Here is a 25557-nt window from a genome sequence, read left to right on the forward strand (position 1 = left end):
CTGGATTCCAGCCTTCGCAGGAATGACGGAGCGATGGTGCCAACGCCTCAGTTCGACTTCGGTTCGGTCTCCGTCACCTTCACCTTGAAGCTGCCGTCGAGGATGGCCTTTTCCTTGGCCTTCACCTTGGCGACGATGTCAGCCGGGACCTTCTTCTCAAACGTGCCCAGCGGCGCCAGCTCGGAGCCCTTGAACTTCATGGTCGAGAACTGGCCGTAGTCCTCGGCCGCGAACTTGCCTTCCTTGACCTTCTTCAGCGCGGCGTCGATGGTGGGCTCCATGTTCCACAGCGCGGAGGCGACCACGGTGTCGGGGTATTGCGGCTGGGTGTCGATCACGTTGCCGATGGCCAGCTTGCCCTTCTCCTTGGCCGCGTCGGAGACGCCGAAGCGCTCGGCATAGAGTACGTCCGCCCCCTTGTCGATCATGGCGAAGGCCGCTTCCTTGGCCTTGGGCGGATCGAACCAGGAACCGATGAAGCTGACGGTGAACTTCACCTTGGGATTGATCTCCTTGGCGCCATCCATGAAGGCGTGCATCAGGCGGTTCACTTCCGGGATCGGATAGCCACCAACCATGCCGATGTGGCCGCTCTTGCTCATGCCGGCCGCGATCATGCCGGTGAGATACGCCGGTTCCTGGATGTAGTTGTCGAACACCGAGAAGTTGGGTGCCTGCGGCTTGCCCGAGGAACCCAGCAGGAAGGCCGTCTTCGGATAATCCTTGGCGACCTTGCGGGCGGCGGTCTCGACCGCGAATGCCTCGCCCACGATCAGGCCGTTACCCTGCTCGGCGTACTGGCGCATCACGCGCTCATAGTCGGCATTGGCCACGTTCTCGGAGAACACGTACTCGATCTCGCCGCGCGTCTTGGCTGCGTTCAGTGCCTTGTGGATGCGCGACACCCATTGCTGCTCAACCGGCACGGTATAGATCGCGGCCACCTTGAGTTTCTGCTGGGCCAGTGCCGGCAGCGGCGCCAGCAGGGAGGCGGAGAGAGCCAATGCGGCGCACAGCAGGCCGCGGCGAGACAGGGTGTTCATCGACAGTCCTTTCTTGATGAAGTGAGACAGGGCATGCTCAGGCGAAGAAGCCTCTGGAGCTTAGACGGCTTGAGCGCGCACGCCTATGGCGTGGCGCAAATAGGGTGGTTTTGCGCTCAGGTTCAGGGGGCGGGAAGACTCGCAAAGACACTGGATTCCTGCCCCCGATCAAGTCGAGGGCAGGCTCTGCGCAGGAACGACGGGCGATGGCGCTCATTCGTTCAGGCCACAGGCACGCAACACGAAATCCTCCACATGCGCGGCGGCACGGCCCAGCGCGCGCGCCGACAGCGGCTGCGAGGTGCCCAGCACCGCCGCAACCTGCGGCTCGAAATCGGCATAGGTCTGGGTTATCGCCCACAGGCTGAAGAAGAGGTGCACCGGGTCCACCGGCGCCATGCGGCCGGCGGCGATCCAGCCCTCGATCACGCGTGCCTTGGCGGCCACGAGTGCACGCAGCTCGCTGCGCAGGATGTCGCCGATCTGCGGCGCACCGTGCAGCAGCTCGTTGGCGAACACGCGCGAGGCGTCCGGCCGTTCGCGGGTGAGGCGCATCTTGTGACGGATGTAGGCGCGCAAGGCCTCGCGTGGCTCGGCGCCCACCTGGATGGCGTCGGCTCCCTCCAGCCACAGCGCGAGGATGTTGGCCAGCACCGCGCGGTAGATCGCCTCCTTGCTGCCGAAGTAGTACAGCAGCGTGGATTTCGGCAGGCCCGCCGCCAACGCCAGCTCGCTCATGCTGGTACCGGCGAAGCCCGCGCGGGCGAACACCTGCTCGGCCGCCTGCAGGATGGTGCTCTCCTGCGCCTGGCGGATGCGCCCGGGCTTTACAACCGGCGCAGCCGCTGAATGCTCCCCTCTCCCGTCGCGGACGGGGCGAGCGGGGGTTTCGGATGGCATGCCATCCGCCTGCGCAGCCGGTCGGCCATGCAGGGCCGACCGTGGAGCGCGGAGCGCGGGGTTGGGGGTCGCTTCGCGTAGCCCCCTCTCCCGGCGCTTCGCGCCACCCTCTCCCGCCAGCGGGAGAGGGGATTGCAGCGCAGTGCGCGCCATCAGCGCGTCCCGAAGATGCGGTCCCCCGCATCGCCCAGGCCGGGCACGATGTAACCGTGGTCGTTGAGGTGCGAGTCCAGCGAGGCGAGCCACAACGGCACATCGGGGTGCGCGGTCTGGAAGGCATGCACACCCTCCGGTGCGGCGATCAGGCAGGCGAGCTTCATGCTCGTCACGCCGATCTCCTTGAGGCGGTCGACCGCCGCGGTGGCCGAGTGGCCGGTGGCGAGCATCGGGTCGAGCACGATCACCAGGCGCTCATGGATGTCTTCCGGCACCTTGAAGTAGTACTCCACCGCCTGCAGCGTCTCGGGGTCACGATAGAGGCCGATGTGGCCCACGCGCGCACCCGGCAGCAGGTCGATCATGCCGTCGAGCATACCGGTGCCGGCGCGCAGGATGGAGACGAGGCACAGCTTCTTGCCGCTGATGACGGGCGACTCGAAGCTGGTCAGCGGCGTCTTCACCGTGATCTTCTCGGTCGGCAGATCGCGCGTGATCTCGTAGGCCATCATCTGCGCGATCTCGCGCACCAGGCGGCGGAAGTTGTCGGTCGTCGTGTCCTCGCTGCGGATGTACGAGAGCTTGTGCTGCAGCAGCGGATGGTCGATGACGGTCAGGTTGGTGAAGTCTGTCGCGGGCATGGGGCTCTCCTTCTAGAAAACGGTTCCGTCACTGATCAGCGTCAGCGGGGGGCCGCCGCCGGGGCGCAGCTCGGCGGCGATGCGGCGGCCGGCGGCCCAGCTGCCGCCTTCCAGCACGCGCGCCAGCGGGAAATCGGCAGCGCTCAGATCCAGTTCGGCACGCACTGCCTCGGCGATGCGGTCCAGGGCGATCACGGTGACCGCGCGCCATTCGACAATGGCCTCGTCATGCACCTGCCAGGGGCTGCGGGCGAAGGTCGCATCCTTGGGCACGAGCAGGCCGCCATCGAGCAGCAGGCCACCGTTGCGGTACTCGGGCAAGCCGGTCAGCGCGTCCAGCCCGGTGACGGTGAGCCCGCCTGCCTCCAGCGGCTCCAGCAGCGAATAGGTAAGCCACTGGGTGAGCTTGTGGAAGGGCACCCAGCCATCGGTCAATGCCGGGTGTGTCCAGCAGTCGCCCAGCGGCACACCATCCAGCTCGGCACGCCCCGGCCAGACCGGTCCGAGCGCACGCAACAGGGTATCGAGCACCACGCTGGCTTCAATGCGTCCATCATGTGACAGGCTGAGCAGGTAATCGTAGAGATGACCCAGGCGTGCCGGCTTGCCGAACACCGCCGGCGTGGCCCCGCTCACCTTGCCCAGCGCACGCAACAGCGCCACGCGGCCGGGCAGGCCCACCAGAGGATTGCCGGCGCCGACCTGGAACGCGGCCGCGAGTTTCTCTTCGGTGAAGGATTGCAGCGCGCGCGCATCGCAGCGCAGCGGGTGGCGCACATCAACCGACAGGGCGCCGCTCTCGAACAGGCGGAAACTCGCCACGCCCAGGCCTTCGGAGCGCGCATGCGTCTGCCCGGTGGCGGCATCGAAGAACTTCCAGTCCGGCCCCGCGCCCGCATCCAGCAGCACGCTGGGAATGGTCAGGTCGATGGCGACCCGCGCACACTCCGCCGGATCGCCCGCCAGGCCATGGGCATGCACGAGCTGCGCCCAACGGTCCACGCTGCCGGCCTCGAAGTGACGCTTGCGCGCATGGTAGGGCACCGTCAGTTCCGGGTAGCGCTGGCGGATGGTGTCGGCCACATACGCCGCCACCTCGGGCAGTCGGTCCGGATGCCAGGTGAAGTGAGGCGAGGCGCCCTGCTCGACCCAGCCCATCACCGCCGCACAGCGGGCACGCACCGCACGCGCCGACAGCAGGGCGCTGGCCGGATGATCTGGCGGCACCGGGGTATGCCAGCCGGTGGCAAGTGGCGCGTTCATTCGTGCAACCCCCGACCCTTGGCGATGGAGAGCTCGGTGATCTCCGGCACCTTGTCGGTGAAGTAGCCGGCCGCCTTCTTGGCATCCATCTCCACTTTGGCATCGGCCGGAATAAGCTCATCCGGAATCGGCACCCGCTCCACGACCTCGATGCCCTGTGCGGTCAGCGCGCCGTGCTTCATATTGCTCATCGAGGCCCAGCGGTCGATGCGAGTGATGCCCAGCCAGTGGAAGACGTCAGGCATCAATTCCTGGAAGCGCATGTCCTGCACGCCGGCCACGCACTCGGTGCGCTCGAAGTAGGTCTCGGCGCGGTCGCCGCCGACCTGGCGCTTGCGTGCGTTGTAGACGAGGAACTTGGTGACCTCGCCCAGCGCGCGCCCTTCCTTGCGGTTGTAGATGACGATGCCGACGCCGCCTTGCTGCGCCATCTCGATGCACACCTCGATGCCGTGCGCGAGGTAGGGCCGGCAGGTGCAGATGTCGGAGCCGAACACGTCGGAGCCGTTGCACTCGTCGTGCAGGCGGCAGGCGACTTTCGTCTCCGGTTTGCCGAGCTTGTCGATGTCGCCGAAGAAGTACAGCGTCATGCCGCCGATGGGCGGCAGGAAGACCTTGAGGTCAGGCCGCGTCACCAGCTCCGGGAACATGCCGCCGGTCTGCTCGAACAGCGCGCGGCGCAGCGCACTTTCCTTGATGCCGAAGCGCTCCGCCACGCCGGGCAGGTACCACACCGGCTCAATGGCTGCCTTGGTCACGCGCACGTCACCATTGGCTTCGAGGATGTCGCCGTCCGGTTTGAGTCGCCCGGCCGCGATGGCCGCCACCAGTTCCGGCATGTTGATGTGCGCCTTGGTGATCGCGATGGTGGGGCGCACGTCGATGCCCGCCGCAATCTGCCCGCCGAAGACCTCGGCCACCTTGTGGCCCCAGGGGTCCAGCGACACGATCTTGTGCGGGTCGCCCCATTGCGCGAAGGGGCCGATGGATTCGACCGGCGTGGTGTTGGTGAGGTCCGGCTTGTGGTCGCGCTGCAGATGGCCGGCCGCCACGGCCAGCGCGCGATACACCGAGTACGAGCCCGAGTGCGTGCCGATCACGTTGCGCAGCGCAGGCTGCGTGAGGCTTGCCACCAGCGGGCCGCGCTCGGCCGGGTCGGCCGCACCCCAGTGGACGGCGGGAATCAGGTTGCCCTTCCCGCTGCGCGGGTGGGAGGTCAGCACGATGTGGTCCATCTTCATCTCCGCAAAACCTGACCGATTGGTCAGCTTTCACCGACATAAAAGCCAGTTGCGTGCCAGCCCATGAAAGCCCCCCACCACCACCCACGCCGTCATTCCTGCAAAGGCAGGCATCCAGCGGCTCTGCGGCCATTCACCCCACCGCATAACACGGCCTGCATCCCATCGCCTTCGCCCATCCGGCATGCACCGACACAATGCCGCTTACGAGTGCTGCGTACGGATTTGGTGCCTGCGACAAGACCACAGCGGGCATGGCCAGAATGCCAAAGTCACGGGATGCCTGCCCCCGATCGGGTCGAGGGCAGGCTCTGCGCAGGAATGACGGAACCATTGCGGCGCCCCCGCCACCGTCGTCCCTGCGCAGGCAGGGACCCAACGACTTATCCACACTGGCCGGGCAGCGGCCCCTTCCTTGCGCCCGGACATAACGCATCCCGCTAGCATGCTGCTACGCTGAAACCGATCGCGCCGGCGCTGACCGGCTTTCCGCCATGACACAGAAAGGCAGCACAACATGTTCAAGGGCATCCTGATCGAGAAAGACGAGGCCGGGTATCGCGCGAGCCTGTGCGAGCTGGACGAAGCCAGCCTCCCCGAAGGCGACGTCACCGTGCGTATCCAGTACTCCACGCTGAACTACAAGGACGGCCTGGCCATCACCGGCAAGGGCCCGGTGGTGCGCAAGTTCCCGATGGTGCCCGGCGTGGACATGGCCGGCGTGGTGGAAGCGAGCAGCCACCCGGAGTGGAAAGCCGGCGACGCAGTGCTGCTCAATGGCTGGGGTGTGGGCGAAGTGCATTGGGGCACGCTGGCACAAAAGGCCCGCCTCAAAGGTGAGTGGTTGATCCCCTTGCCGCTGGCCTTCACCCCGCGCCAGGCCATGGAGATCGGCACCGCCGGCTACACCGCGATGCTGTGCGTGATGGCGCTGGAGCGCCACGGCGTGACGCCGGACAAGGGTGAGATCGCCGTCTCGGGTGCCGCCGGCGGGGTCGGCGGCGTGGCGGTCGCGCTGTTGTCCAAGCTGGGTTACACCGTGGTGGGCATCACCGGCCGTGCCGAGGAGGCCGATTACATCAAGGCGCTGGGCGCGGCCGAGGTACTGGACCGCGCCGCCTTCGCCAGCCCCGGCAAGCCGCTCGCCAAGGAACGCTGGGCCGGCGTGGTGGACGTGGTGGGCGGCCATGTGCTGGCCAACCTGTGCGCCAGCACGCGCTACGGCGGTGTGGTCACCGCCTGCGGTCTGGCCGGTGGCATGGATTTCCCGTCGACGGTGGCGCCCTTCATCCTGCGCAACATCACCCTGGCCGGCATCGACAGCGTGATGGCACCGCGCGAACTGCGCATCGAGGCCTGGCACCGCCTGGTGCGCGACCTCGATCTCGCGCGGCTGGGCAGCATCGCGCATGAGATCGGCCTGTCGGAGGCCATCGCCACCGCCCAGGTGTTGATGGAAGGCCGGCTGCGCGGGCGCGTGGTGGTGGACGTCAATCGCTGATCCCGGCCTAGCCCTGTGGCGCGACAGGGCCGCCCGGAGCAGGCTTCCGGAGTAGGATGACGTCACCGTCCGCCACGCTCCCTATCCGCCCTCCGCGCCCGTCATGCCCCGCCAGACCCTGCACCTGCTGATCATCGACCCGCAGAACGATTTCTGCGACCTGCCCGCCGACTACTGCCCGGAGATCGCCGGCCGGCGCTGTGCGCCCGCGCTGCCGGTGGGCGGCGCGCATGCCGACATGCTGCGCCTGGCCGAGGTAGTGCGCGAGGCCGGCAGCGGGCTCAGCGAGATCACCGTGACGCTGGACTCGCACCAGCACCTCGACATCGCCCACCCGGGTTTCTGGCAGCAAGGCGATGGCGCGCCGGTGGCGCCCTTCACCCAGATCAGCGCCGCCCAGTTGCGGACCGGCCAGTACCGGCCACGCGAGGCCGCTGCGCAGACACGCTGCCAGGCCTACCTGGAGGCGCTGGAGGCGACCGGCCGCTACACCCACATGGTATGGCCGGTGCATTGCGAGATCGGCACCTGGGGCCACGGCGTGCACCCCGCGCTGGTGGCGGCCTACAACCAGTGGGAGACCGCCTGCGGCCGCACGGTCGCCAAAGTGCTCAAGGGCACGAACCCGTGGACCGAGCACTACAGCGCGGTCAAGGCGGAGGTGCCGGACCCGGCCGACCCATCTACCCAGCTCAACGCCGCACTGATCGCCTCGCTGGCCGGGGCCGACCAGGTCTTCATCGCCGGCGAGGCGAGCAGTCACTGCGTGAAGGCGACGACCGAGCACATCGCGGAATGCTTCGGCCCGGCACAGATCGGAAAGCTGGTCCTGCTGAGCGACTGCATGAGCCCGGTGGCCGGCTTCGAGGCGCAGCACGCGGCCTTCCTCGCCGACATGCGCGGACGCGGCGCGCGCCTTGCCGATGCCCACACCGCGCTGGCCGCCTGGCGTGCCAATGCCTGAACACGCGCATAGACCCGCACACATGAATTACACGTCCGACGCACCGGTGGTGCGCAGCCTGATCGAGAACGATCTCTACAAGTTCACGATGTGGCAGGCCCTGTTGCACAGCCATCCCGGCGCGCAAGCCGAGTACGCCTTCGTCTGCCGCAACCAGCCCGCGTTTCCGCTTGCCGAGCTGAAGCCCGCGGTCGAGGCGGAGCTGGATCACCTGTGTTCGCTGAGCTTCAGCCAGGAAGAACTGGACTACCTGCGCGGCCTGCGCTTCATGAAGAGCGACTTCATCGACTTCCTGACGGTGTTCCGCTTCCAGCGCCGCTTCGTCGAGGTCCACGCCGAGGGCGAGACCCTGCAGATCACCGCGCGCGGCCCGCTGGTGCATGTGATGGGCTTCGAGATCTTCGTGCTGTACATCGTCAACGAGCTGTACTTCCGCCGCCTGGGCAACATAGCCGAGAACCTGGACGTCGCCCGCGCGCGTCTGCAGCAGAAGATCCAGTTCGTCCGCGCACATGCCGACGAACTGGGCAGCCACCCGAGCTTCCCCTTCGTGTTCTTCGACTTCGGCCTGCGCCGCCGCTATTCCGGCACGTGGCAGGAGGAAGTGGTGCGTACCCTGGCCGCCAGCTTGCCGCAGCACTTCCGCGGCACCTCGAACGTGTACCTTGCCCACAAGCTGGGGCTGACGCCGATCGGCACCATGGCGCACGAGTATCTGCAGGCCTACCAGGCCTTCGGCTTCCGCCTGCGCGATTTCCAGAAGGCGGCACTGGAGGGCTGGGTGCAGGAGTACCGCGGCGACCTCGGCGTGGCGCTGACCGACGTGGTGGGCATGGACGCCTTCCTGGCCGACTTCGATCTGTACTTCGCCAAACTCTTCGACGGCTTGCGCCACGACTCGGGCGACCCTGTCGCGTGGGGCGAGAAGGCCATCGCGCACTATCAGCAACTGCGCATCGACCCGCGCAGCAAGCGCCTGGTGTTCTCCGACGGATTGAACCTGCCGCGCGCGATCGAACTGCACCGCCACTTCGCCGGGCGCATCGGCACCAGCTTCGGCATCGGTACCGACCTCACGAACGATACGCCGCTGCCGGCACTCAACATCGTGATGAAGATCCTGTCCTGCAACGGACAGCCGGTGGCCAAACTGTCCGACTCGCCGGGCAAGACCCTGTGCGAGGACCAGACCTTCCTGGCCTACCTGCGCCAGGTGTTCAAGCATCCGGCGGTAAGCTGAGGCCGCCGGTTCAGGCCGCAGCCGGCGCCACGATCTCCACCGTCACGTGCACCAGCTCTTCATGCACGGCGAGCATCTGGCGGAACATCTCCGGCGTCGCTTCGCCCTGCACCTGCAATGACAGGATGCAGGCGTACTTGCCGCGCCCGACGCGCCACACGTGCAGGTCGGTGATGGTCGCCGGCAGCGGGCTGGCCGCGATCACCTCCTCGATTTCCGCCACCACCGGGGCGTCCATCTCGGCATCCAGCAGCACGCGCCCGGTATCGCGCAGCAGACCACCTGCCCACACCGCCACCAGGCCTGCGCCGACGATGCCCATCACCGGGTCCAGCCAGTCCGCCCCCCACCATTTGCCGGAGAACAGCGCGATGATCGCCAGCACCGAGGTGGCCGCATCCGCCAGCACGTGCAGGTAGGCGGCGCGCTGGTTCAGGTCGTGGTGATGCGCGTGTCCGTGGTCATGGCCGTGCTCATGGTGGTGATCGTGCTCATGATGTTGATGCTCGTCCTTGAGCAGCCAGGCACACAGCAGATTGACCACCAACCCCAGCAAGGCGATCGCGATGGCCTGGTCATAGTGGATCGGCCGCGGCGAGATCAGGCGCTCGACCGACTGCACCAGCATCAGCGCCGCCACCACCAACAGCAGCAAGGCGCTGGTATAGCCGCCGATGACCTCGATCTTCCAGGTGCCGAAGGCGAAGCGCCCGTCCTGCGCGAAGTGGCGCGCCGCCCAGTAGGCCAGGACCGAGAGCCCCAGCGCGAGGGCATGCGAACTCATATGCCAGCCGTCCGCCAGCAGGGCCATGGAGTTGAAGATCAGGCCGCCGCTGATCTCGCCGATCATCATCAGCACGGTCAGCAGCACGGCCCAGCGCACCTTGCGCTCGGCCAGCGCATTGCCCTCGTTGTGCACACGGCTGTGACACACGTGCATCCTCGCTGCCAGCTCCATCTCACACCCCTCGATATATACTGGGGGGGAGTATATACCGAGCCAGAGAGGCAACCACCTTGGCCCACACCATCAAGAACAAGAAACAGCTCCTGACACGCGTGCGCCGTATCCGTGGCCAGGCGGACGCCCTGGAACGCGCGCTCGAAGGTGAGACCGACTGCGCCGCCGTGCTGCAGCAGATCGCCGCCATCCGCGGCGCGGTAAACGGCCTCATGGCGCAGGTGCTGGAAGGCCATGTACGCGAGCACCTCGGCGCGCAGGACAGCACACCGGCGCAGCGCCATGAAGACGTGGAGCAGGTGGTGACGGCGCTGCGCGCCTATCTCAAGTAGTCCTGGCGCACCTCAGGGCTGCGGCGGGCGCAGCGCCTGCGCCAGCCGCAGCAACGCATCCAGCACGCCCTGCACCGACTGCTGGGCGCGCGCCTCGCGCAGCGCGCCCTGTTCGTCGAAAGCCTCGCTTGCGCGGCCCAGCGCGAACTGCTGTGGCAACACGATCATGGCGAAGGCCATCTGCAGGTACTGACGCAGGAAGTTCATCGAGCGCAGCGCACCAAGCGGGCCCGGCGAAGCGGCCAGCAGCGCCACCGGCTTGTTGGCGGTGGCGGCCAGGCCCGAGGGATGCGCCTCGCCCGCCGGAATGCGCGACAGCCAGTCGAAGGCATTGATGACCAGCGGGGTCGGGAAGCCGTTGTACTCGGGCGTCACGATCAGGATGCCATCGGCATCCTGTATCGCCTGCAGCAGCGTCCAGGCTGTGGCCGGCACGCCGTTCGCGGCCTCCAGGTCACCGTCGTAGACCGGCAGGTTGAGAGCACGCAGGTCGAACTCACGCACCTCGGCACCGGCAGCGGTAGCCAGCGCGGCGGCCGCGCGGGCGAGCTGGCGGTTGAATGAGCCGTCACGCTGGCTACCGGGGATGATGAGGATTCGGCTGGGGGTCATCTTGACTATCTCGCGTAGGTGAAGGGTCGGCACGCCGGAAAGCCGCGCCGCCATTCACTTTAGCAAGTCGCCCAGTCGTTTGCTGCAGCGCAGAATCCTGCGCCGCTCGTCTGCGGCAGGCCTGCCCAGCGCAAAGTTCCCACGGCTGACCCAGGGCTTGCGCTTGCTCAATCTGCCGCCCGCCGATGGAACCTCTGGCCACGCCAGGCCTCCCATCTTCAGGGCCCTCTCCACGAGGGAACCCGTCCCGACCATCATCGAGGAGCGAACTATGCAGATCGAGGTACACATCGACACCCACAGCCCCGCGCGCCAGGAAGTCATCCAGACCATCACCGCCGGCGTAGCCGACGGGCTACGCCATCATCGCGCCCGCCTGACCCGCGCCACCGTGCACATCCGCGACCTGAACGGCCCGCGCGCCGGCGTGGATCACCGTTGCACGCTGGAGGTCCGCCCCGCCGGGCTGGAGCCGCTGAGCGTGTCGGACGACGCCGCGAGCGTGGCCCAGGCACTCGACTCCGCGCTGCAGAAGATGAATCGCCAGCTTGCCTCGACCTTTGGCAAACGCGACAAGATCCGTGATCGCATGTCCGCGAGCGGCCTGCCAACCTGATTACATCGCGCTCTGCTACAGCCCCGCCATTGGCGGGGCGTTTCATCTGCGCATGGTCCGACGACCTCAGCCCGCGAGCGCCTTCTGCGCCGCAGGCAGCGCCTCCACCCGCGCACGGTGGGCGACCACCTTGGGGCAGGCAGCAGGGTCCACGCCGTCGCCCTCCAGCCACTGCGCGACAGTGAACAAGTAGAAATCGCTGATGCCCGGCTGCTCGCCGAACACCCAACTGTCGGGTCGCAGTTGCGCCTCGATCAGCGCAAAGCACGCGCCCACCGATTCCGGCACCTTGCGTTTCATGGCCTCGATGGCCGCCGGATCATCCGCCCAGCGCGCACCGCGGAAACGATGCGCATGCGCCACATGCAGGGTCGAGCAGATGTAGCTGTTGAAGGCCTGCACCTGTGCCAACGCGAAAGGGTCGTCCAGCGGCGCCAGGGCAGCGGAAGGGTGCGTCTGCGCGATGTAGAGCAGGATAGCCGGCGTCTCGGTGAGCACGCCACGCGCCGTCTTCAGGGCAGGCACGCGACCATTGGGGTTGAGCGCAAGATACTCCGGCGTGCGCTGCTCGCCCCGCGACAGATCGACACGCTGCACGGTGTAATCGGCAGCCGCATGTTCGAGGGCGATCAGCGAGGCCAGGGAACAGGTCCCGGGGTGGTGGAACAGGGTCAGCATGAAGGCGTCCTTGTCGGCATGGAAACGGGCATGCCAACACTATACGGCGCAAGGCGCCCCAGGTTCGCCCCCGCGGCTATTTCAGCGTCGGCATCACGAACTCGGCGCCGGCACGGATGCCGGTCGGCCAGCGACTGGTGACGGTCTTCAGGCGTGTGTTGAAGCGCACCCCCTCCATGCCGTGCATGGCATGGTCACCGAACATGGATTGCTTCCAGCCACCAAAGCTGTGGAAGGCCATCGGTACCGGGATCGGCACGTTCACGCCGACCATGCCGATCTCGACGCGACGCACGAACTCGCGCGCGCAATCGCCATCGCGGGTGAACAGCGAGACGCCATTGCCGTAGGCATGACTGCGGATCAGCGCCAGCGCGGATTCGAAATCCGCCACGCGCACCACGGCCAGCACCGGGCCAAAGATTTCCTCGCGCCACAGCGTCATGTCAGGTGTCACGTGATCGAACAGGCAGGGGCCGAGGAAGAAGCCGGCCTCATGCCCCGCCACCTTCAGCGCGCGACCATCGACCACCAGCGTGGCGCCTTCGGCCACACCCGCGTCGACATAGCCGCGCACCTTGTCGCAATGCGCCCGCGTGACCAGCGGGCCCATCTCGGAGGCCGCATCGTCGCCGGGCCCGACACGCAGCGCACGCGCCTTGTCAGCCAGTTTCGCCACCAGCGCATCGGCGATGTCACCGACGGCGACGGCCACCGAGATCGCCATGCAGCGCTCGCCGGCCGAGCCATAGGCCGCACCCATCAGCGCGTCGACGGCCTGGTCGAGATCGGCATCCGGCATCACCACCAGATGGTTCTTGGCCCCGCCCAGCGCCTGCACGCGCTTGCCGTTCGCCGTGCCGGTCGCGTAGATGTGGCGCGCGATCGGCGTCGAGCCGACGAAGCTCACCGCCGCGATGTCAGGGTGTTCCAGCAGCGCGTTGACGGCTTCGGCGTCACCCTGCACGACGTTGAACACGCCATCGGGGAGACCGGCTTCCTTCAACAGCTCGGCAAGCATCAGGCTGGCCGAGGGGTCACGCTCGGAAGGCTTGAGGATGAAGGCGTTGCCGCAGGCCAGCGCCACCGGCAGCATCCACAGCGGCACCATGGCCGGGAAGTTGAAGGGCGTGATGCCCGCCACCACGCCCAGCGGCTGGCGCAGGCTGTAGCTGTCGACACCGCCACCGACCTGGTCCGAAAACTCGCCCTTGATCAGATGCGGGATGCCGCAGGCGAACTCGACGACCTCCAGGCCGCGCGTGACTTCGCCGAAGGCATCGGCCTGCACCTTGCCATGCTCACGGCTGATGATCGCGGCCAGCTCGGCCTGATGCCGTTCCAACAACTCCTTGAACTTGAACATCACGCGCGCACGGCGCAGCGGCGAAGCCTCGCCCCAGGCCACTTGCGCCGCCTTGGCGACGGCCACCACCTGCGCCACCTCGGCGGCGCTGGCCAGCGCCACGCGCGCGCACTGCTCGCCGCTCGCGGGGTTGAAGACCGGCGCGCTGCGCGCAGCCGACAGGGGCTCGCGGCGGCCAGCGATGAAATGCGGAATGAGCGCGGATGTGTTCACGGGCGGGTCCTCCTGACAGGGTCTTGCTGCATTGTGTCAGGGCTCCCCCGGGTCGGTGATCTGGCGATGTGAATAAGCCTCATGCGGCGAACGGCCGTGACAGGGCCGCCCTGGTCGCCTGTGCTGCGAAGGAATAACGGGAGGCGGTGGATACGCTGACGGCCTCCTCTCCGCTGGTAAAGGAAAGATACAAGGGTGGGCTCGGTGAGCCCACGTGGGACCGTCGAACATTGCGAACGCGTGGGCACCCCGTGCCCACCCTACGGAGCTCCCCTGGTCGGGGAGAAACAAACCAGGCCGAGCCCTCAGTTGTCCCCTCCCCTGACAAGGGGAGGGCCAGGGAGGGGTTGGCGCGGCCCCTCTCCCCTCCCCCTCTCCCCACAGGGGCGAGGGGAGCCCCCCATGCTCATCGTCCCTGCGCAGGCATGACGAAGGCGATACCTCGCCCGCTCAGGGCATGTACTGCCCGCCGTTGACGTCGAGGATCTGCCCGGTGATGTAGCCGCTGGCCATGTGCGAGGCGAAGAACAGGAAGGCCGGCGCCACTTCCTCCGGACGACCGAAGCGGCCCATCGGGATGCCCGCGCTGACCTTGGCGCGTGTGGCCTCGTCCTTGTCGGCATGGAAGGCGGTGTCGAAGGTGCCCGGCGACACGGTATTGAAGCGGATGCCGTCCTGGGTGTGGAAGTTCACCCAGTTCTTCTGCACGTTGTGGATCCACGCCTTGGCCGCGCCGTACAGCCCGGCACCCGGGCCGCCACCGGCATAGCCGGCGATCGAGCCGACCGAGATCACCGAGGCGGTCTGCCCGCTCGCCGCAGCCGAGGCCTTGAGGTGCGGCAGCGCGTACTTGGTCATCATCAGCATCGAGCGCACGTTGAGGTCCATGACCGCGTCGTAGAAGGCGTCGTCGATCTCGGGCAGCGGTTTGCGCCCGACCAGGCCGCCGGCGTTGTTGATCAGCACGTCGATGCCGCCGAAGCGCGCCACGAAGGCCTCCACCAGGCCGTGGCACTGGTCGCTGTGGCTCAGGTCGGCGGGCAGGAACTCGGCCTCGCCACCGGCCGCACGCATCGCGGCGAGCGTGGCATCCATGTCGTCCGGGCGGCGCCGGCCATTGAGCCCCACGCGCGCACCGGCTGCGGCAAAGGCCTGCGCAGCCGCCAGGCCGATGCCCTGGCTGGAGCCGGTGATGAGGACGCGACGGTTCTTGAGGTCAGCAAACATAGGGTTCTCCCTTATATCAAATGCGCTCTTTGTCTCAATAGATGGGACAAATAACTAAAAGCTGGAATAAATTGCGCTCAAAGCATGCAGATTTGAGCGACTCCTGTCGAATTAATGCATTTTGTCTCACTATTTGGCGCACAACACTATTATTTGACACACCGAATTCGCATTCCTAGGATGAGGACACTCGCATGACAGAACAGACCGACAACATGCACGCCATCGGCAACGCGAAGGAGGAAGACAAGACCAGCACGGCCGGGACGCAGACCCTGCTGCGCGGGTTGGCCCTGCTCGAATGCGTGGCGGCCGGCATCAGCGACGTCAAGGGCATCGCAGCCCACCTCGGCACGCCGCGCAGCACCACCCACCGCATGCTGGGCAGCCTGGTGCAGCAGCAGTACCTGCACCACGTGCCCTACAAGGGCTACCTGCTGGGGCCCAAGCTGATCGCGCTGGGCATCAAGGCGCTCGAACAGCGCCCCCTGGTGGCCCTGGCACGGCCGCACATCGAACTGCTGGCCAGCCACACCGGCGACACCGTGCATCTGGGTGTCATGGAGGGGTTGGAGGTCTTCTACCTCGACAAGATTCCCGGCACGCGCGGCCTGGAGATGCGCTCGCGCGTCGGCAACCGCATGCCGGTGGCGTCCACTGGCGTCGGCAAGGCCCTGCTGCTGGGCGTGCCGCGCGAGCAGTGGCGCAGCCTCTACGACTACGCGATGAACGTGCGCCGCAACCAGGGCGCGGCCCCGGTCATCGAATGGACCGAGTACGCCCTGCAGATGGATGGCTACCTGCGTCAGGGCTGGGTCATGGACCTGGAAGAAAACGAACTGGGCATCCGCTGCGTGGGCGCGCCAGTGCGCGACCTCACCGGCAAGGTGGTGGCCGCCATCAGCATCGCCAGCGCGGTGCCCTACATGGCGGAGGAACGCATGCTGCGGCTGGGCCCGCTGGTGCGCGACACCGCCGAAGCGATTTCCCGCGACCTGGGATGGATTCCCGCATGAACCTACCGACCCGCCCCGCGCTGCTGGCGCTCGACTGGGGCACCTCCAGCCTGCGCGCCTTCCTGCTCGGCGCCGATGGCAGCATCCTCGCCAGCCGCGCCAGCGCGCACGGCATCCAGAACCTGCCGCAGCCCGGCGAGGCCGGTTTCCGCCACGCCTTCGCCGAGATTGCCACCACCTGGCTGGCCGCCCATCCGCAGTTGCCAGTCGTGGCCGGCGGCATGGTCGGCAGCGCCCAGGGCTGGCGCGAGGCGCCCTATGTGAGCTGCCCGGCCGACCTGCAGACCCTCGCCGCGCATGGCGTGCAGGTCGACAGCGGCATCGCCGGTGTCTCTCTGCTGATCGCGCCCGGCCTGATCCACCGCCCGCCCGAGGCGGCACCCGATGTGCTGCGCGGCGAGGAGATCCAGATTGCCGGTGCGCTGGCGCGCCATCCTGAGTGGGCCGCGCATGCGCGCATGGTGCTGCCGGGCACGCATTCCAAATGGGTGGAAGTGCGGGGCGGCAGCGTACAGCGCTTCGCCACCTACATGACGGGCGAGTTGTTCGCGGTATTGGCCCGCCACAGCATCCTCGGTCGCCTGTTCCCCGACACCGCCGCCACGCCGGACGAAGCACGCGCAGCCTTCGCGCAGGGCCTCGCCGCCGCCCGCGCCGCCGGCCCTGGCGATCTGGGCCACCAGTTGTTTGCAGTACGCACCCTGGGCCTCACTGGCCAGCTCGCCCCGGCCGCGCTGAAGGACTACCTGTCCGGCCTGTTGATCGGTCACGAGCTGGTCTCCGGCCTGGCTGACGCCGCGCCCACGACACCACTGCTGCTGATCGGTGACCCCGCGCTGTGCCAGCGCTACGTGCAGGCGTTGGCGCTGCTCGAGCGCGCCCCCGCCGCCGTGCTGGACAACACCGCGCCAGCCGGCCTGCTCGATTTCGCGCGCGCCGCCGGTCTGCTGAGCAACACGCAAGAGGAAACCTCCACATGAACGCAACAGCGCGTCTGGCCTGCTTCGAGGCCGCCATGCAGGCCATGCCCCTGGTCGCCATCCTGCGCGGCCTGCCGCCCGGCGATGCCGAGGCTGCCGGCCGCGTACTGGTGGAGGCCGGTTTCAAGCTGATCGAAGTACCGCTGAACTCGCCCGACCCCTTCACCAGCATCGCCACGCTGCGTCGCGTGTTGCCGCCGGACGTGCTGGTCGGTGCCGGCACCGTGATGACCATTGCCCAGGTACAGCGCCTGACCGACATGGGCGCCGACCTGATGGTGACGCCGCACACCGACACCGCGCTGATCGCCGCCGCCCATGCGGCCGGCCTGATCAGCCTGCCCGGCTTCTTCACCGCGAGCGAAGCCTTCGCCGCGCTGGCCGCCGGCGCCACTGCACTCAAGCTGTTCCCGGCCGAGCAGGCCGGCCCGGCCACCGTGAGGGCGCTGCGCGCGGTGCTGCCGGCCGATGCGCGCGTGCTGCCGGTAGGCGGCGTGAGCCCCGACAACCTAGCCGTGTGGCAGGTCGCCGGCGCGGCTGGCTTCGGCCTTGGCTCAGCCCTGTACGGCAAGGGCACCACGGTGGACGAACTGGGCTGGCGCGCGCGCCGCTTCGTCGCCGCCTGGAGGGCCATCGAACACTGAGGTTTTTCCCCCATCAGTCATCAACGGGCACAGACCCGCAGGACTCACCGTATCCATCGAAGGAGGTTGCACCATGAAGACTCGTCGTTCCTTTTCCAAGCTCGTGCTGGGCCTGTCGGCCGCCATGCTGGTGGGTGGCGTCGCACAGGCGGCGGACTATCCGACCAAACAGATCGAGCTGATCGTGCCCTACGCCGCCGGTGGCGGCACCGACCTGGTGGCGCGCGCCTTCGCCGACACCGCCAAGAAGTACCTGCCGCAGGCCATCGGCGTGGTGAACAAGACCGGTGGCGCGGGCGCCGTGGGCCTCACCGAGATCATGGCGGCGCGCCCTGACGGCTACAAGATCGGCATGGGCACGGTGGAGATCGCCATGCTGCCGCACATGGGCGTGGCCCGCTTCACGGTGGACGACTACACCCCGATCGCGCGCCTCAACGCCGAGCCCAGCGCGATCACGGTGAATGCCGACTCGCAATGGAAGACGATCGACGAGTTCCTGGCCTATGCCAAGAGCAACCCGGGCAAGCTGCGCATCGGCAACTCCGGCACCGGCGCCATCTGGCACATCGCGGCCGAGGCCATCGAGGACAAGGCCGGCGTCAAGTTCAACCACATCCCGTATGACGGCGCCAACCCCGCGGTGACCGCGTTGCTCGGCAACCACATCGAAGCGGTCACGGTGAGCCCGGCCGAAGTGGTGGCCCATGTGGCCGCCGGCAAGCTGCGCATCCTGGCGGTAGCCGGTGACGCGCGTGCCAAGAACTTCGACCAGGTACCGACGCTGAAGGAGAAGGGCGTGGATGTCTCGGTCTACACCTGGCGCGGCATCGTGGTGCCCAAGAAGACGCCGCAACCCATCGTGGACACCCTGCGCGCCGCCGCCAAGAAGACCGCCGAAGATCAGGCCTTCCGTGACGCGCTGAGCAAGATGAACCTGACCTGGGCCTATGCCGACGGGCCCGAGTTCAAGGCCACGATGGACAAGGACAACGCCTTCTTCAAGGCCGTGATGACCAAGCTGGGCCTGGCCAAGTAAGCACGCCGCCACCGGACCTGTTCCCCGCCGCGTCGCCCGCCGACACCCTCCCTCGCCGGAGGGCGGCCGGCGGCGGGCAGGTACCGGGCATGCATGCAGGAGACAAGCATGAGTAATTCATCCACCCCGGCCGCCGCCGTGCCGCGCGCCGCCAACATCGTCGTGGGCTGCATCCTGATCATGGTGGCGGTCCTCGCCATCGTGACCGCGCAGAGCTTCCCGGCAACCAATCTCGAAACCGACGTCGGCCCCGCACGCTTTCCCACGCTGTATGCCGGCGTGCTGATCGTGCTGTGCCTGGTCATGATGGCCGGCAGCCTGCGCCAGCCTTCCCCGCCGCGCCAGGACGCCGCACGCGTCGATCTGCTGGGCTACGTGTGCGTGGCCATCGGTGTCGTCGCCACTGGCCTGTGCATCTTCGCCATGGACTGGATCGGCTACGCGCTGACCACGGTACTCTACCTGACCGGCCTGATGTGGATGATGGGCTGGCGCCGCAAGCTCGCCACGCCGCTGGTCGCCATCGTCGTCACCGCGCTGCTCTATGCGCTCTTCTCCTACAGCCTGAACGTGCCGCTGCCCGTGGGCAGCCTGTTCGAGCAAGTCGCTTCCTGACGAGGTATCGCCATGTATGAACTCGGCATGCTCCTCAATGGCTTCCAGAACCTGCTGAACCAGCCCTTCGCGCTGGTCCTGGCAGCACTGGGGGTCGCCATCGGCATCGTGATCGGCGCACTGCCCGGTCTCACCGCCACCATGGGGGTGGCGATCCTGCTGCCCTTCACCTTCGGCATGGATCCGGTGTCCGGCCTGTTGATGATCTCCGGTGTGTTCTTCGGCGGCATCTACGGCGGTTCGGTCACTGCCATCCTGCTCAAGATTCCCGGCACGCCGGCCGCCGCCGCCACCGCCATGGACGGCTTCGAGCTGACCAAGAAGGGCATGGCCGGCATCGCGCTCGGCACCGCCACCTTCTCCTCCTTCATCGGCGGGACGATCAGCGTGATCGTGCTGATCTTCATGGCTCCGCTGCTGGCCGGCATCGCGCTGGAATTCTCCGCCGCCGAGACCTTCGCGCTGGCGGTCTTCGGCCTGTCCATCATCGCCAGCATCTCCGGCGCCTCGGTGGTCAAGGGCCTGATCTCGGGTTTCCTGGGCCTCTTGATCGCCACCGTGGGCATGGACCCCATGGGCGGCTTCCCGCGCTACACGGGTGGCTTCACCGAGCTGTTCAGCGTGCCCTTCATCCCGGTCATGATCGGCCTGTTCGCCACCGCCGAGGCCTTCAAGGCGATGGAGGACCGCAGCGTGCAGAAGGCCGTGGCCGCCGCGCTGGGCCGCATCATCCCGCCGTGGAGCACCTACAAGCGCATGCTCGGCACGGTGGGCCGCTCCACCGGCCTGGGCATCCTGATCGGCGCGATTCCCGGTGCCGGTGCCGACATCGCCGCCTTCGTCGCCTACAACGAGGCCAAGCGCTTCTCCAAGACGCCGGAGAACTACGGCAAGGGCGAACTGGCGGCCGTCGCAGCCTGCGAGAGCGGCGCCAACGGCTGTACCGGTGGTGCGCTGCTGCCGATGCTGACCCTGGGCATTCCGGGCGACGCGGTCACCGCCGTCATGCTCGGCGCACTCACCCTGCAAGGTCTGCAGCCCGGCCCGCTGCTGTTCCGCGAGCACGCCGACATGGTGTTCACGCTGTTCGCCGGCATGCTGATCTGCTACGTGTTCATGCTCGCCATGGGCCTGGGCTCACTGCGCTTCATGGGGCGCATCCTGCAACTGCCCAAGGCGGTGCTGACGCCGATCATCCTGGCCCTGTGCATCGTCGGCACCTACGCGCTGAACAACAGCATGTTCGACGTGGGCATCATGCTGATCGCCGGCTTCATCGGCTACTTCATGCAGAAGTGGGAATTCCCCGCCTCGCCCATCGTGCTGGCACTGATCATGGGCCCCATGGCCGAGGCCAGCTTCCGCCGCGCGCTGTCCCTGTCGAACGGCAGCTACGACTTCCTGTACACCCGCCCGATCACTGCCGGCCTGCTGCTGGTCGCGCTGTTCAGCATGCTGTTGCCGCTGCTGCGCAAGCGCAAAGGGGCCGCTGCGCCAAGCGACGCGCTCCCCCAAGCCGAGGCCGCGCAATGACAGAGCAATTCCAGATCGGCCGCGAGGCCATCCTCGACATCGAGCCGCGCAACGCCTGCGGCGAAGGCCCGGTGTGGGTGGCCGAGCAGCAGGGCTGGATGTGGATCGACCTGCCGGCACGTGCCGTCTTCCGCCTCGACGCGGCCAGCGGCCAGGTACGCCGCTGGTATGTCGACGAGACCCTGGGCAGCATGGTGCTGCGCGCCGACGGCGGGCTCACCTGCAGTTGCGTGTCCGGCATCTTCGATGTGGACCTGCCCGAGTACGGCGAGCAGGCGGTGCAGCGGCGCATCGCCAGCGTCGAACATGCCCAGCCCGGCATGCGCTTCAACGACGGCCGCTGCGACCGCCAGGGGCGGCTGTGGGTGTCCAGCATGGTGATGGACATCTCACTCGCCAGCCCGGCCGGCAACTGGTACCGCTTCACCCGTGCCGATGGCTTGCAGTGCATGGAGCAGGGTTACGTAATCCCCAACGGCTCGGCCTTCAGCCCCGACGGCAAGACCTTCTACAGCTCCGACACGCACCGCGACGTGCGCATGCTGTGGGCCTGGGACTACGACATCGACGAAGGCCGCGCGCACAACCGGCGTGTCTTCGTCGACATGCGCGAAATGATCGGCCGCCCCGATGGCGCGGCGGTGGACAGCGACGGCTGCTACTGGATCTGCTGCCTCGACGAAGGCTGCATCAAGCGCTTCACCCCGCAGGGCCGGCTCGACCAGGTGTGGAAGACGCCCATGCTCAAGCCCACCATGTGCGCCTTCGGCGGCCCCGACCTGCGCACCCTGCTGGTCACCTCGCTGAGCCGCGGCCCGGAAGACCTCATCACTGACCCCGATGGCGGCCGCGTGCTGATGCTGCGCCCCGGCGCGCAAGGCATCCCGGAACCGCGCCTGGCAGGCTGAGCCGGGCCATCGCGCGCCTGTTTCCCCGCAACCGCAAAGAACCCCTCTCCCCCTGCCCCTCTTCCCGCCGGGGAGAGGGGTACCAATCTGCCCCACCCCGTCGTCCCTGCGCAGAGCCTGCCCCCGATCGGGTCGAGGGCAGGCTCTGCGCAGGAATGACGGGCGGGTGGTCAGCACATCGCCCCACTGCCGCAAAACGTCACCTCGCTGACGCTTGTTGACAACGTCATTTTTTGTCAAGACGTTCATCGACCGCCAGCGGACGCCAATCGTTAACTCCAGCGGCAAACGCCGGCTGCCATACCACACTGTCCCGGACAACCCGAGCGGCCACAGAAGCCGACGCACACTCCGAGGACCCAGCGATGCAGCACCCAGCACCCACCGGATCGGCCCTGCGCCGCCCGCCCCTTCGTCACGCCTTTGTTCATCCCGCCTTTCCGCGACAGATGCTGAGCGCCCTGTGCGCCACCCTCCTGTTATCCGCTTGCGGCGGCGGAGGTGGCAGCGGTAGCGCGAGTAGCGGCGCGGGCGGAACCATGCCCACCACGCCGACCACCCCGGTCGCCACGCCCAACGAGGGCGTGCCCGGCTATGGCACGGTGACACCGCAGGGCTACGTGCCGCTGTTCCCCGAGGGCAGCCAGATCCTCGAACAACTGCAGTACACCGAGGCCGACGGCACCCTGGTCACCCTGGCCGGCTTCCGCACCACCGATCGTCATGCGCGCGAGCGCGGCGAGGGCTGGTTCGAGGCCGACAAGGGGCCGGGCGCCTACTTCACCTTTCCCACTTTCTATTTCCAGAACCGGACCCTGGGCCTGGAAATCCGCGACACCATCCCGGCCGGCGGCAAGAAGATCCAGATCTTCCTGCGCGCCAACGGCGGCAGCTTCGACGGCACCACCTTCAGCCTGTTCCGCAACATCCAGAACCCGGAAGTGCGCGACTACGGCTGGTCGATGAACACCGGTTTCAACAACCCGACGGAGAAGAGCCCCGGCGGCGAGGCCCTGCCTTTCTGCCATACCGATCAGCCGCGCGAAGACTGCATGATCGAGTTCAACTCGAACTGGCGCACCGACCCGCACAGCCCACTGAAGATCGGCGACAAGATCGAGCTGGCCCCGGCCGTGCGCCTGGCGCGCTGGGAGACCAACCAGGACCCAAAGAAGGCCGGCTGGCCGCTGCTCAATGGCACGCGTTACTACTCGCAGCCGACCACCGATGCCGACAAGAACGGCAAGGCCATCATCGACGGCGGCGGCAGCCGCTACTACTCGCTGGAACAGCTCTACGTCGTCGGCAAGGGTCTGCGACCGTGGTACGGGATCGCACCTAACCTCGATTCCGAGCCGCTACCCGAGGCCACCCTGCTGGGTGGCGACACCAGCATCTCGTACAACTACGCCGATGAGCCGATGCGCGTGTTCCAGCAACCGGCCAACAACATCGGCATCAAGAACGTGCAGCGCTTCGTCGAAGGGCGCCGCATCTTCCACACCTCGTTCAAGGACGGCACCCACTCCGAGCATGACCGGACCAACCCGGTCTTCACCGCCCACATCGGCCAGCAAGGCCCGCGCTACAACCAGGAGCGCTGCATCGCCTGCCATGTGAATAACGGTCGCGGCGCCGCGCCGGAAGTGGGCGTGCCGCTGGACCAGATGGTCGTCGCCACCGGCAGCGCCATCGTCGACGGCCGCCGCACGGCGCACCCGGACTACGGCTTCAACGTGCAGCACCACGTCACCGGCAGCAAGGCGAATGACTATGACGTGACGATCAGCCGCTTCGACACGCAGACGCGCACGCTGCCGGATGGCACGCAGGTCGAGCTGCGCAAACCCGTGTACGCCTTCAAGGGCCCGGTGCCCGCGCTGCTGTCGGTGCGCCAGGCACCGCAGGTGATCGGCATGGGGCTGCTGGAGGCGGTCCCGGAGCAGAGCATCGTCGCCCTGGCCGACCCGGAGGACAAGAACGGCGACGGCGTGCGTGGCATCTACAACCTCGTGCCCGACCCCGAGACCGGCCAGCCGCGCCTGGGCCGCTTCGGCTGGAAGGCCGGCAAGGCGAGCATCCGTCATCAGGCCGCCGAGGCCATGATGAACGACATGAGCGTCACGACGACGAGCTATCCCAAGCACAGTTGCCAGCGCGGTGCGGCCGACTGTCGCAGCTCGGTTGGCAACCCTCCTGGCGCTACCGCGCTGACCGAAGCCGAACTGCAACGCCTCACCCACTACCTGTCGCTGCTGGGCGTGCCGGCCCAACGCAGCGTGCGCAGCGGATACCCGGATGGCATGCGGGTGGCGGTCGAGCACGATGTGAATCCGGCCGACATTGCCAAGGGCGCCGCGCTGTTCGCCAGCACCGGCTGCACCAGTTGCCACGTGAGCGAGCTGAAGACCGGCAACACCCATCCTTTCGCAGAGCTACGCAACCAGACCATCCGTCCCTACACCGACCTGCTGCTGCATGATATGGGCCCCGACCTCGCCGACACAGTGCAGGAGAACAAGGCCCTGCCGTCCATGTGGCGCACCGCGCCGCTGTGGGGTGTGGGCACCCTGAAGTTCACCCAGGGCGGGGCCGACAAGGCGCGCTTCCTGCACGACGGCCGCGCCCGCACGCTGCTGGAGGCCATCCTGTGGCACGGCGGCGAAGCCGAGTCCATCCGCAAGAAGTTCGAGGCCCTGCCAGCGGCAGACCGCGCCTCTCTCATCGCCTTCCTGGAGTCCCTGTGATGCGCACACCTAACCAGGCCCGTTTGATGGGCGCCCTGTTCAGCCTGATGCTGGCACTCCTGCTGATGCTCGCCGGCTGCGGCGGAGGCGGCGGTGCCGATCCGCTGCCGGTGGCCGGCGGCGGCTCCAGTTCGGGTTCCAGCTCGGGCAGCAGTTCCAGCAGCGGCGGCACGCTCAGCAAGAGTGCCAAGCGCGGCATCGCCTACGACCTGGCCACCGCCGAAGACATGGCAGCCCTCTCGCCCGGCGTGAGCTGGTGGTACAACTGGAGCCCGCAGCCCAGCTCCGGCGTGCCCGCCGACTACCGCAGCCGCTACGCGATGGACTTCATCCCGATGCTGTGGAACGGCAACTACGATGCCGCCAAGGTCGAGGCCTTCCTGCTCGCCAACCCGCACATCAAGTATCTGCTCGTCATGAACGAGCCCAACCTGACCGACCAGGCCAACCTCACGCCGGCACAGGCCGCCGCCATCTGGCCCGGCTACGAGGCGTTGGCGGCCAAGACCGGCGTAAAGATCGTCGGCCCCGCCATCACCTGGGGCACGCTGAGCGGCTACAGCGATCCGGTCGTATGGCTGGACGCCTTCTACGCCGCCTACCGCGCCGCCAACGCGCAGCGCGACCCGCAGATCGACTACCTCGCCTTCCACTGGTACGACTACGGCCTCGCCGCGCAACTGGATCGCCTGAAGAAATACGGCAAGCCCTTCTGGGTCACCGAGTTTGCCAACTGGCATACGGGCGATGGCAGCGCACAGATCGACAGCGTGGCCAAGCAGAAGACGCAGATGCAGGACATGGTCGCCACCTGCGAGACGCGCAGCGACGTGTTCCGCTACGCCTGGTTCACCGGACGCTGGAGCAATGACACGCACTACACCAGCCTGCTCGGCGCCAACGGGCAACTGACAGAGCTGGGGCAGTACTACCTGTCGCTGCCGTACTGATCCCGGGCTACCGTCCCGCTTCAAACCGTAGGGTGGATTCGGCGCGCAGCGACAACCCACCGCTCGCACCCCACTACGTCGTCCCTGCGCTGGCAGGGACCCAGCGGCTTTGATTTTCCTGTCGGGCGGGCGGGACCCCACGTAAGACACTGGATTCCTGCCCCCGATCAG

General features: G+C 67.5%; 24 protein-coding genes. 14 read left to right on the forward strand and 10 right to left on the reverse strand.

Annotated features, from left to right (window positions below):
- Positions 1–47: 47 nt before the first annotated feature.
- The 5 genes from NMB43_RS19820 to NMB43_RS19840 all read right to left on the reverse strand — a co-directional run bounded on the left by NMB43_RS19820 (position 48) and on the right by NMB43_RS19840 (position 5238).
- Entirely contained in the window at positions 48–1043 is a 996-nt protein-coding gene (locus NMB43_RS19820; RefSeq protein WP_494349901.1) for a BMP family protein, read from the reverse strand.
- Positions 1044–1256: 213 nt separating this feature from the next.
- Complete coding sequence (locus NMB43_RS19825) at positions 1257–1943, reverse strand: TetR/AcrR family transcriptional regulator (protein ID WP_494349902.1); 687 nt, start codon at positions 1941–1943, stop codon at positions 1257–1259.
- 152 nt (positions 1944–2095) lie between these two features.
- The gene (gene upp / locus NMB43_RS19830) at positions 2096–2740 is read right to left on the reverse strand and encodes a uracil phosphoribosyltransferase (protein WP_494349903.1); all 645 of its coding nucleotides are present in this window, start codon (positions 2738–2740) and stop codon (positions 2096–2098) included.
- Positions 2741–2752: 12 nt separating this feature from the next.
- Positions 2753–4003, reverse strand: coding sequence for a DUF1688 family protein (locus NMB43_RS19835; protein WP_494349904.1), 1251 nt, complete (start codon positions 4001–4003; stop codon positions 2753–2755).
- A complete protein-coding gene (locus tag NMB43_RS19840) occupies positions 4000–5238 on the reverse strand; it encodes a GTP cyclohydrolase II (RefSeq protein ID WP_494349905.1) in 1239 nt (412 codons plus the stop codon). Before NMB43_RS19840 ends, NMB43_RS19835 begins: the two co-directional genes overlap by 4 nt.
- Before the next feature lie 523 nt (positions 5239–5761).
- Here NMB43_RS19840 and acuI point away from each other — a divergent pair.
- From acuI to pncB, 3 genes are all read left to right on the forward strand, one after another.
- Positions 5762–6745: an acrylyl-CoA reductase (NADPH) gene (gene acuI / locus NMB43_RS19845; protein WP_494349906.1), complete on the forward strand. Its 984-nt coding sequence runs from the start codon at positions 5762–5764 to the stop codon at positions 6743–6745.
- Between the two features lie 103 nt (positions 6746–6848).
- Positions 6849–7709, forward strand: coding sequence for a cysteine hydrolase family protein (locus NMB43_RS19850; protein WP_494349907.1), 861 nt, complete (start codon positions 6849–6851; stop codon positions 7707–7709).
- 22 nt (positions 7710–7731) lie between these two features.
- Positions 7732–8949 carry a nicotinate phosphoribosyltransferase gene (gene pncB, locus NMB43_RS19855; protein WP_494349908.1) on the forward strand — a complete coding sequence of 406 codons (1218 nt, stop codon included), beginning with the start codon at positions 7732–7734 and terminating at the stop codon, positions 8947–8949.
- Between the two features lie 10 nt (positions 8950–8959).
- On the opposite strand, the gene dmeF is transcribed toward pncB, so the two are convergent.
- Positions 8960–9889 carry a CDF family Co(II)/Ni(II) efflux transporter DmeF gene (gene dmeF / locus NMB43_RS19860; protein ID WP_494349909.1) on the reverse strand — a complete coding sequence of 310 codons (930 nt, stop codon included), beginning with the start codon at positions 9887–9889 and terminating at the stop codon, positions 8960–8962.
- Positions 9890–9966: 77 nt separating this feature from the next.
- Between dmeF and NMB43_RS19865 the strand changes: the two genes are divergently transcribed.
- Positions 9967–10242 carry a metal/formaldehyde-sensitive transcriptional repressor gene (locus tag NMB43_RS19865; protein ID WP_494349910.1) on the forward strand — a complete coding sequence of 92 codons (276 nt, stop codon included), beginning with the start codon at positions 9967–9969 and terminating at the stop codon, positions 10240–10242.
- Positions 10243–10254: 12 nt separating this feature from the next.
- On the opposite strand, the gene NMB43_RS19870 is transcribed toward NMB43_RS19865, so the two are convergent.
- Entirely contained in the window at positions 10255–10854 is a 600-nt protein-coding gene (locus NMB43_RS19870) for an NADPH-dependent FMN reductase (protein ID WP_494349911.1), read from the reverse strand.
- Positions 10855–11125: 271 nt separating this feature from the next.
- Here NMB43_RS19870 and NMB43_RS19875 point away from each other — a divergent pair, with 271 nt between their 5' ends.
- A complete protein-coding gene (locus NMB43_RS19875) occupies positions 11126–11470 on the forward strand; it encodes a hypothetical protein (protein ID WP_494349912.1) in 345 nt (114 codons plus the stop codon).
- A gap of 66 nt (positions 11471–11536) precedes the next feature.
- Here the strand turns inward: NMB43_RS19875 and NMB43_RS19880 are convergent, their stop codons facing one another.
- The 3 genes from NMB43_RS19880 to NMB43_RS19890 form a co-directional block, all read right to left on the reverse strand.
- Positions 11537–12148: a glutathione S-transferase family protein gene (locus tag NMB43_RS19880; RefSeq protein WP_494349913.1), complete on the reverse strand. Its 612-nt coding sequence runs from the start codon at positions 12146–12148 to the stop codon at positions 11537–11539.
- A gap of 76 nt (positions 12149–12224) precedes the next feature.
- Positions 12225–13727: a CoA-acylating methylmalonate-semialdehyde dehydrogenase gene (locus tag NMB43_RS19885; protein ID WP_494349914.1), complete on the reverse strand. Its 1503-nt coding sequence runs from the start codon at positions 13725–13727 to the stop codon at positions 12225–12227.
- Between the two features lie 450 nt (positions 13728–14177).
- Positions 14178–14954: an SDR family NAD(P)-dependent oxidoreductase gene (locus tag NMB43_RS19890; protein WP_494349915.1), complete on the reverse strand. Its 777-nt coding sequence runs from the start codon at positions 14952–14954 to the stop codon at positions 14178–14180.
- 194 nt (positions 14955–15148) lie between these two features.
- Between NMB43_RS19890 and NMB43_RS19895 the strand changes: the two genes are divergently transcribed.
- The 9 genes from NMB43_RS19895 (at position 15149) to NMB43_RS19935 (ending at position 25386) form a co-directional block, all read left to right on the forward strand.
- Positions 15149–15970, forward strand: coding sequence for an IclR family transcriptional regulator (locus NMB43_RS19895; RefSeq protein ID WP_494349916.1), 822 nt, complete (start codon positions 15149–15151; stop codon positions 15968–15970).
- Positions 15967–16950, forward strand: a complete 984-nt coding sequence (locus NMB43_RS19900; protein ID WP_494349917.1) for a 2-dehydro-3-deoxygalactonokinase — start codon at positions 15967–15969, stop codon at positions 16948–16950. The genes NMB43_RS19895 and NMB43_RS19900 overlap by 4 nt, the downstream gene beginning before the upstream one ends.
- Positions 16947–17594 carry a 2-dehydro-3-deoxy-6-phosphogalactonate aldolase gene (locus tag NMB43_RS19905; protein WP_494349918.1) on the forward strand — a complete coding sequence of 216 codons (648 nt, stop codon included), beginning with the start codon at positions 16947–16949 and terminating at the stop codon, positions 17592–17594. Before NMB43_RS19900 ends, NMB43_RS19905 begins: the two co-directional genes overlap by 4 nt.
- 73 nt (positions 17595–17667) lie before the next feature.
- Entirely contained in the window at positions 17668–18633 is a 966-nt protein-coding gene (locus NMB43_RS19910; protein WP_494349919.1) for a Bug family tripartite tricarboxylate transporter substrate binding protein, read from the forward strand.
- A gap of 108 nt (positions 18634–18741) precedes the next feature.
- Positions 18742–19248, forward strand: a complete 507-nt coding sequence (locus NMB43_RS19915; RefSeq protein WP_494349920.1) for a tripartite tricarboxylate transporter TctB family protein — start codon at positions 18742–18744, stop codon at positions 19246–19248.
- A 12-nt stretch (positions 19249–19260) separates the two neighbouring features.
- Positions 19261–20781, forward strand: coding sequence for a tripartite tricarboxylate transporter permease (locus NMB43_RS19920; RefSeq protein WP_494349921.1), 1521 nt, complete (start codon positions 19261–19263; stop codon positions 20779–20781).
- Positions 20778–21689 carry an SMP-30/gluconolactonase/LRE family protein gene (locus NMB43_RS19925; protein WP_494349922.1) on the forward strand — a complete coding sequence of 304 codons (912 nt, stop codon included), beginning with the start codon at positions 20778–20780 and terminating at the stop codon, positions 21687–21689. The genes NMB43_RS19920 and NMB43_RS19925 overlap by 4 nt, the downstream gene beginning before the upstream one ends.
- A gap of 539 nt (positions 21690–22228) precedes the next feature.
- A complete protein-coding gene (locus tag NMB43_RS19930; protein WP_494349923.1) occupies positions 22229–24436 on the forward strand; it encodes a di-heme oxidoreductase family protein in 2208 nt (735 codons plus the stop codon).
- Positions 24436–25386 (forward strand): glycoside hydrolase family protein, encoded by a 951-nt coding sequence (locus NMB43_RS19935; protein WP_494349924.1) that lies wholly within the window; start codon positions 24436–24438, stop codon positions 25384–25386. The genes NMB43_RS19930 and NMB43_RS19935 overlap by 1 nt, the downstream gene beginning before the upstream one ends.
- The last annotated feature ends 171 nt before the right edge of the window (positions 25387–25557 follow it).

The organism is Uliginosibacterium sangjuense, assembly GCF_059132465.1.

Coding starts and splice junctions, on each gene's coding strand:
- NMB43_RS19820 (WP_494349901.1), bottom strand. CDS start 1,043: ATGAACACCCTGTCTCGCCGCGGCCTGCTGTGCGCCGCATTGGCTCTC.
- NMB43_RS19825 (WP_494349902.1), bottom strand. CDS start 1,943: ATGCCATCCGAAACCCCCGCTCGCCCCGTCCGCGACGGGAGAGGGGAG.
- upp (WP_494349903.1), bottom strand. CDS start 2,740: ATGCCCGCGACAGACTTCACCAACCTGACCGTCATCGACCATCCGCTG.
- NMB43_RS19835 (WP_494349904.1), bottom strand. CDS start 4,003: ATGAACGCGCCACTTGCCACCGGCTGGCATACCCCGGTGCCGCCAGAT.
- NMB43_RS19840 (WP_494349905.1), bottom strand. CDS start 5,238: ATGGACCACATCGTGCTGACCTCCCACCCGCGCAGCGGGAAGGGCAAC.
- acuI (WP_494349906.1), top strand. CDS start 5,762: ATGTTCAAGGGCATCCTGATCGAGAAAGACGAGGCCGGGTATCGCGCG.
- NMB43_RS19850 (WP_494349907.1), top strand. CDS start 6,849: ATGCCCCGCCAGACCCTGCACCTGCTGATCATCGACCCGCAGAACGAT.
- pncB (WP_494349908.1), top strand. CDS start 7,732: ATGAATTACACGTCCGACGCACCGGTGGTGCGCAGCCTGATCGAGAAC.
- dmeF (WP_494349909.1), bottom strand. CDS start 9,889: ATGCACGTGTGTCACAGCCGTGTGCACAACGAGGGCAATGCGCTGGCC.
- NMB43_RS19870 (WP_494349911.1), bottom strand. CDS start 10,854: ATGACCCCCAGCCGAATCCTCATCATCCCCGGTAGCCAGCGTGACGGC.
- NMB43_RS19875 (WP_494349912.1), top strand. CDS start 11,126: ATGCAGATCGAGGTACACATCGACACCCACAGCCCCGCGCGCCAGGAA.
- NMB43_RS19880 (WP_494349913.1), bottom strand. CDS start 12,148: ATGCTGACCCTGTTCCACCACCCCGGGACCTGTTCCCTGGCCTCGCTG.
- NMB43_RS19890 (WP_494349915.1), bottom strand. CDS start 14,954: ATGTTTGCTGACCTCAAGAACCGTCGCGTCCTCATCACCGGCTCCAGC.
- NMB43_RS19895 (WP_494349916.1), top strand. CDS start 15,149: ATGACAGAACAGACCGACAACATGCACGCCATCGGCAACGCGAAGGAG.
- NMB43_RS19900 (WP_494349917.1), top strand. CDS start 15,967: ATGAACCTACCGACCCGCCCCGCGCTGCTGGCGCTCGACTGGGGCACC.
- NMB43_RS19905 (WP_494349918.1), top strand. CDS start 16,947: ATGAACGCAACAGCGCGTCTGGCCTGCTTCGAGGCCGCCATGCAGGCC.
- NMB43_RS19910 (WP_494349919.1), top strand. CDS start 17,668: ATGAAGACTCGTCGTTCCTTTTCCAAGCTCGTGCTGGGCCTGTCGGCC.
- NMB43_RS19915 (WP_494349920.1), top strand. CDS start 18,742: ATGAGTAATTCATCCACCCCGGCCGCCGCCGTGCCGCGCGCCGCCAAC.
- NMB43_RS19920 (WP_494349921.1), top strand. CDS start 19,261: ATGTATGAACTCGGCATGCTCCTCAATGGCTTCCAGAACCTGCTGAAC.
- NMB43_RS19925 (WP_494349922.1), top strand. CDS start 20,778: ATGACAGAGCAATTCCAGATCGGCCGCGAGGCCATCCTCGACATCGAG.
- NMB43_RS19930 (WP_494349923.1), top strand. CDS start 22,229: ATGCCCACCACGCCGACCACCCCGGTCGCCACGCCCAACGAGGGCGTG.
- NMB43_RS19935 (WP_494349924.1), top strand. CDS start 24,436: ATGCGCACACCTAACCAGGCCCGTTTGATGGGCGCCCTGTTCAGCCTG.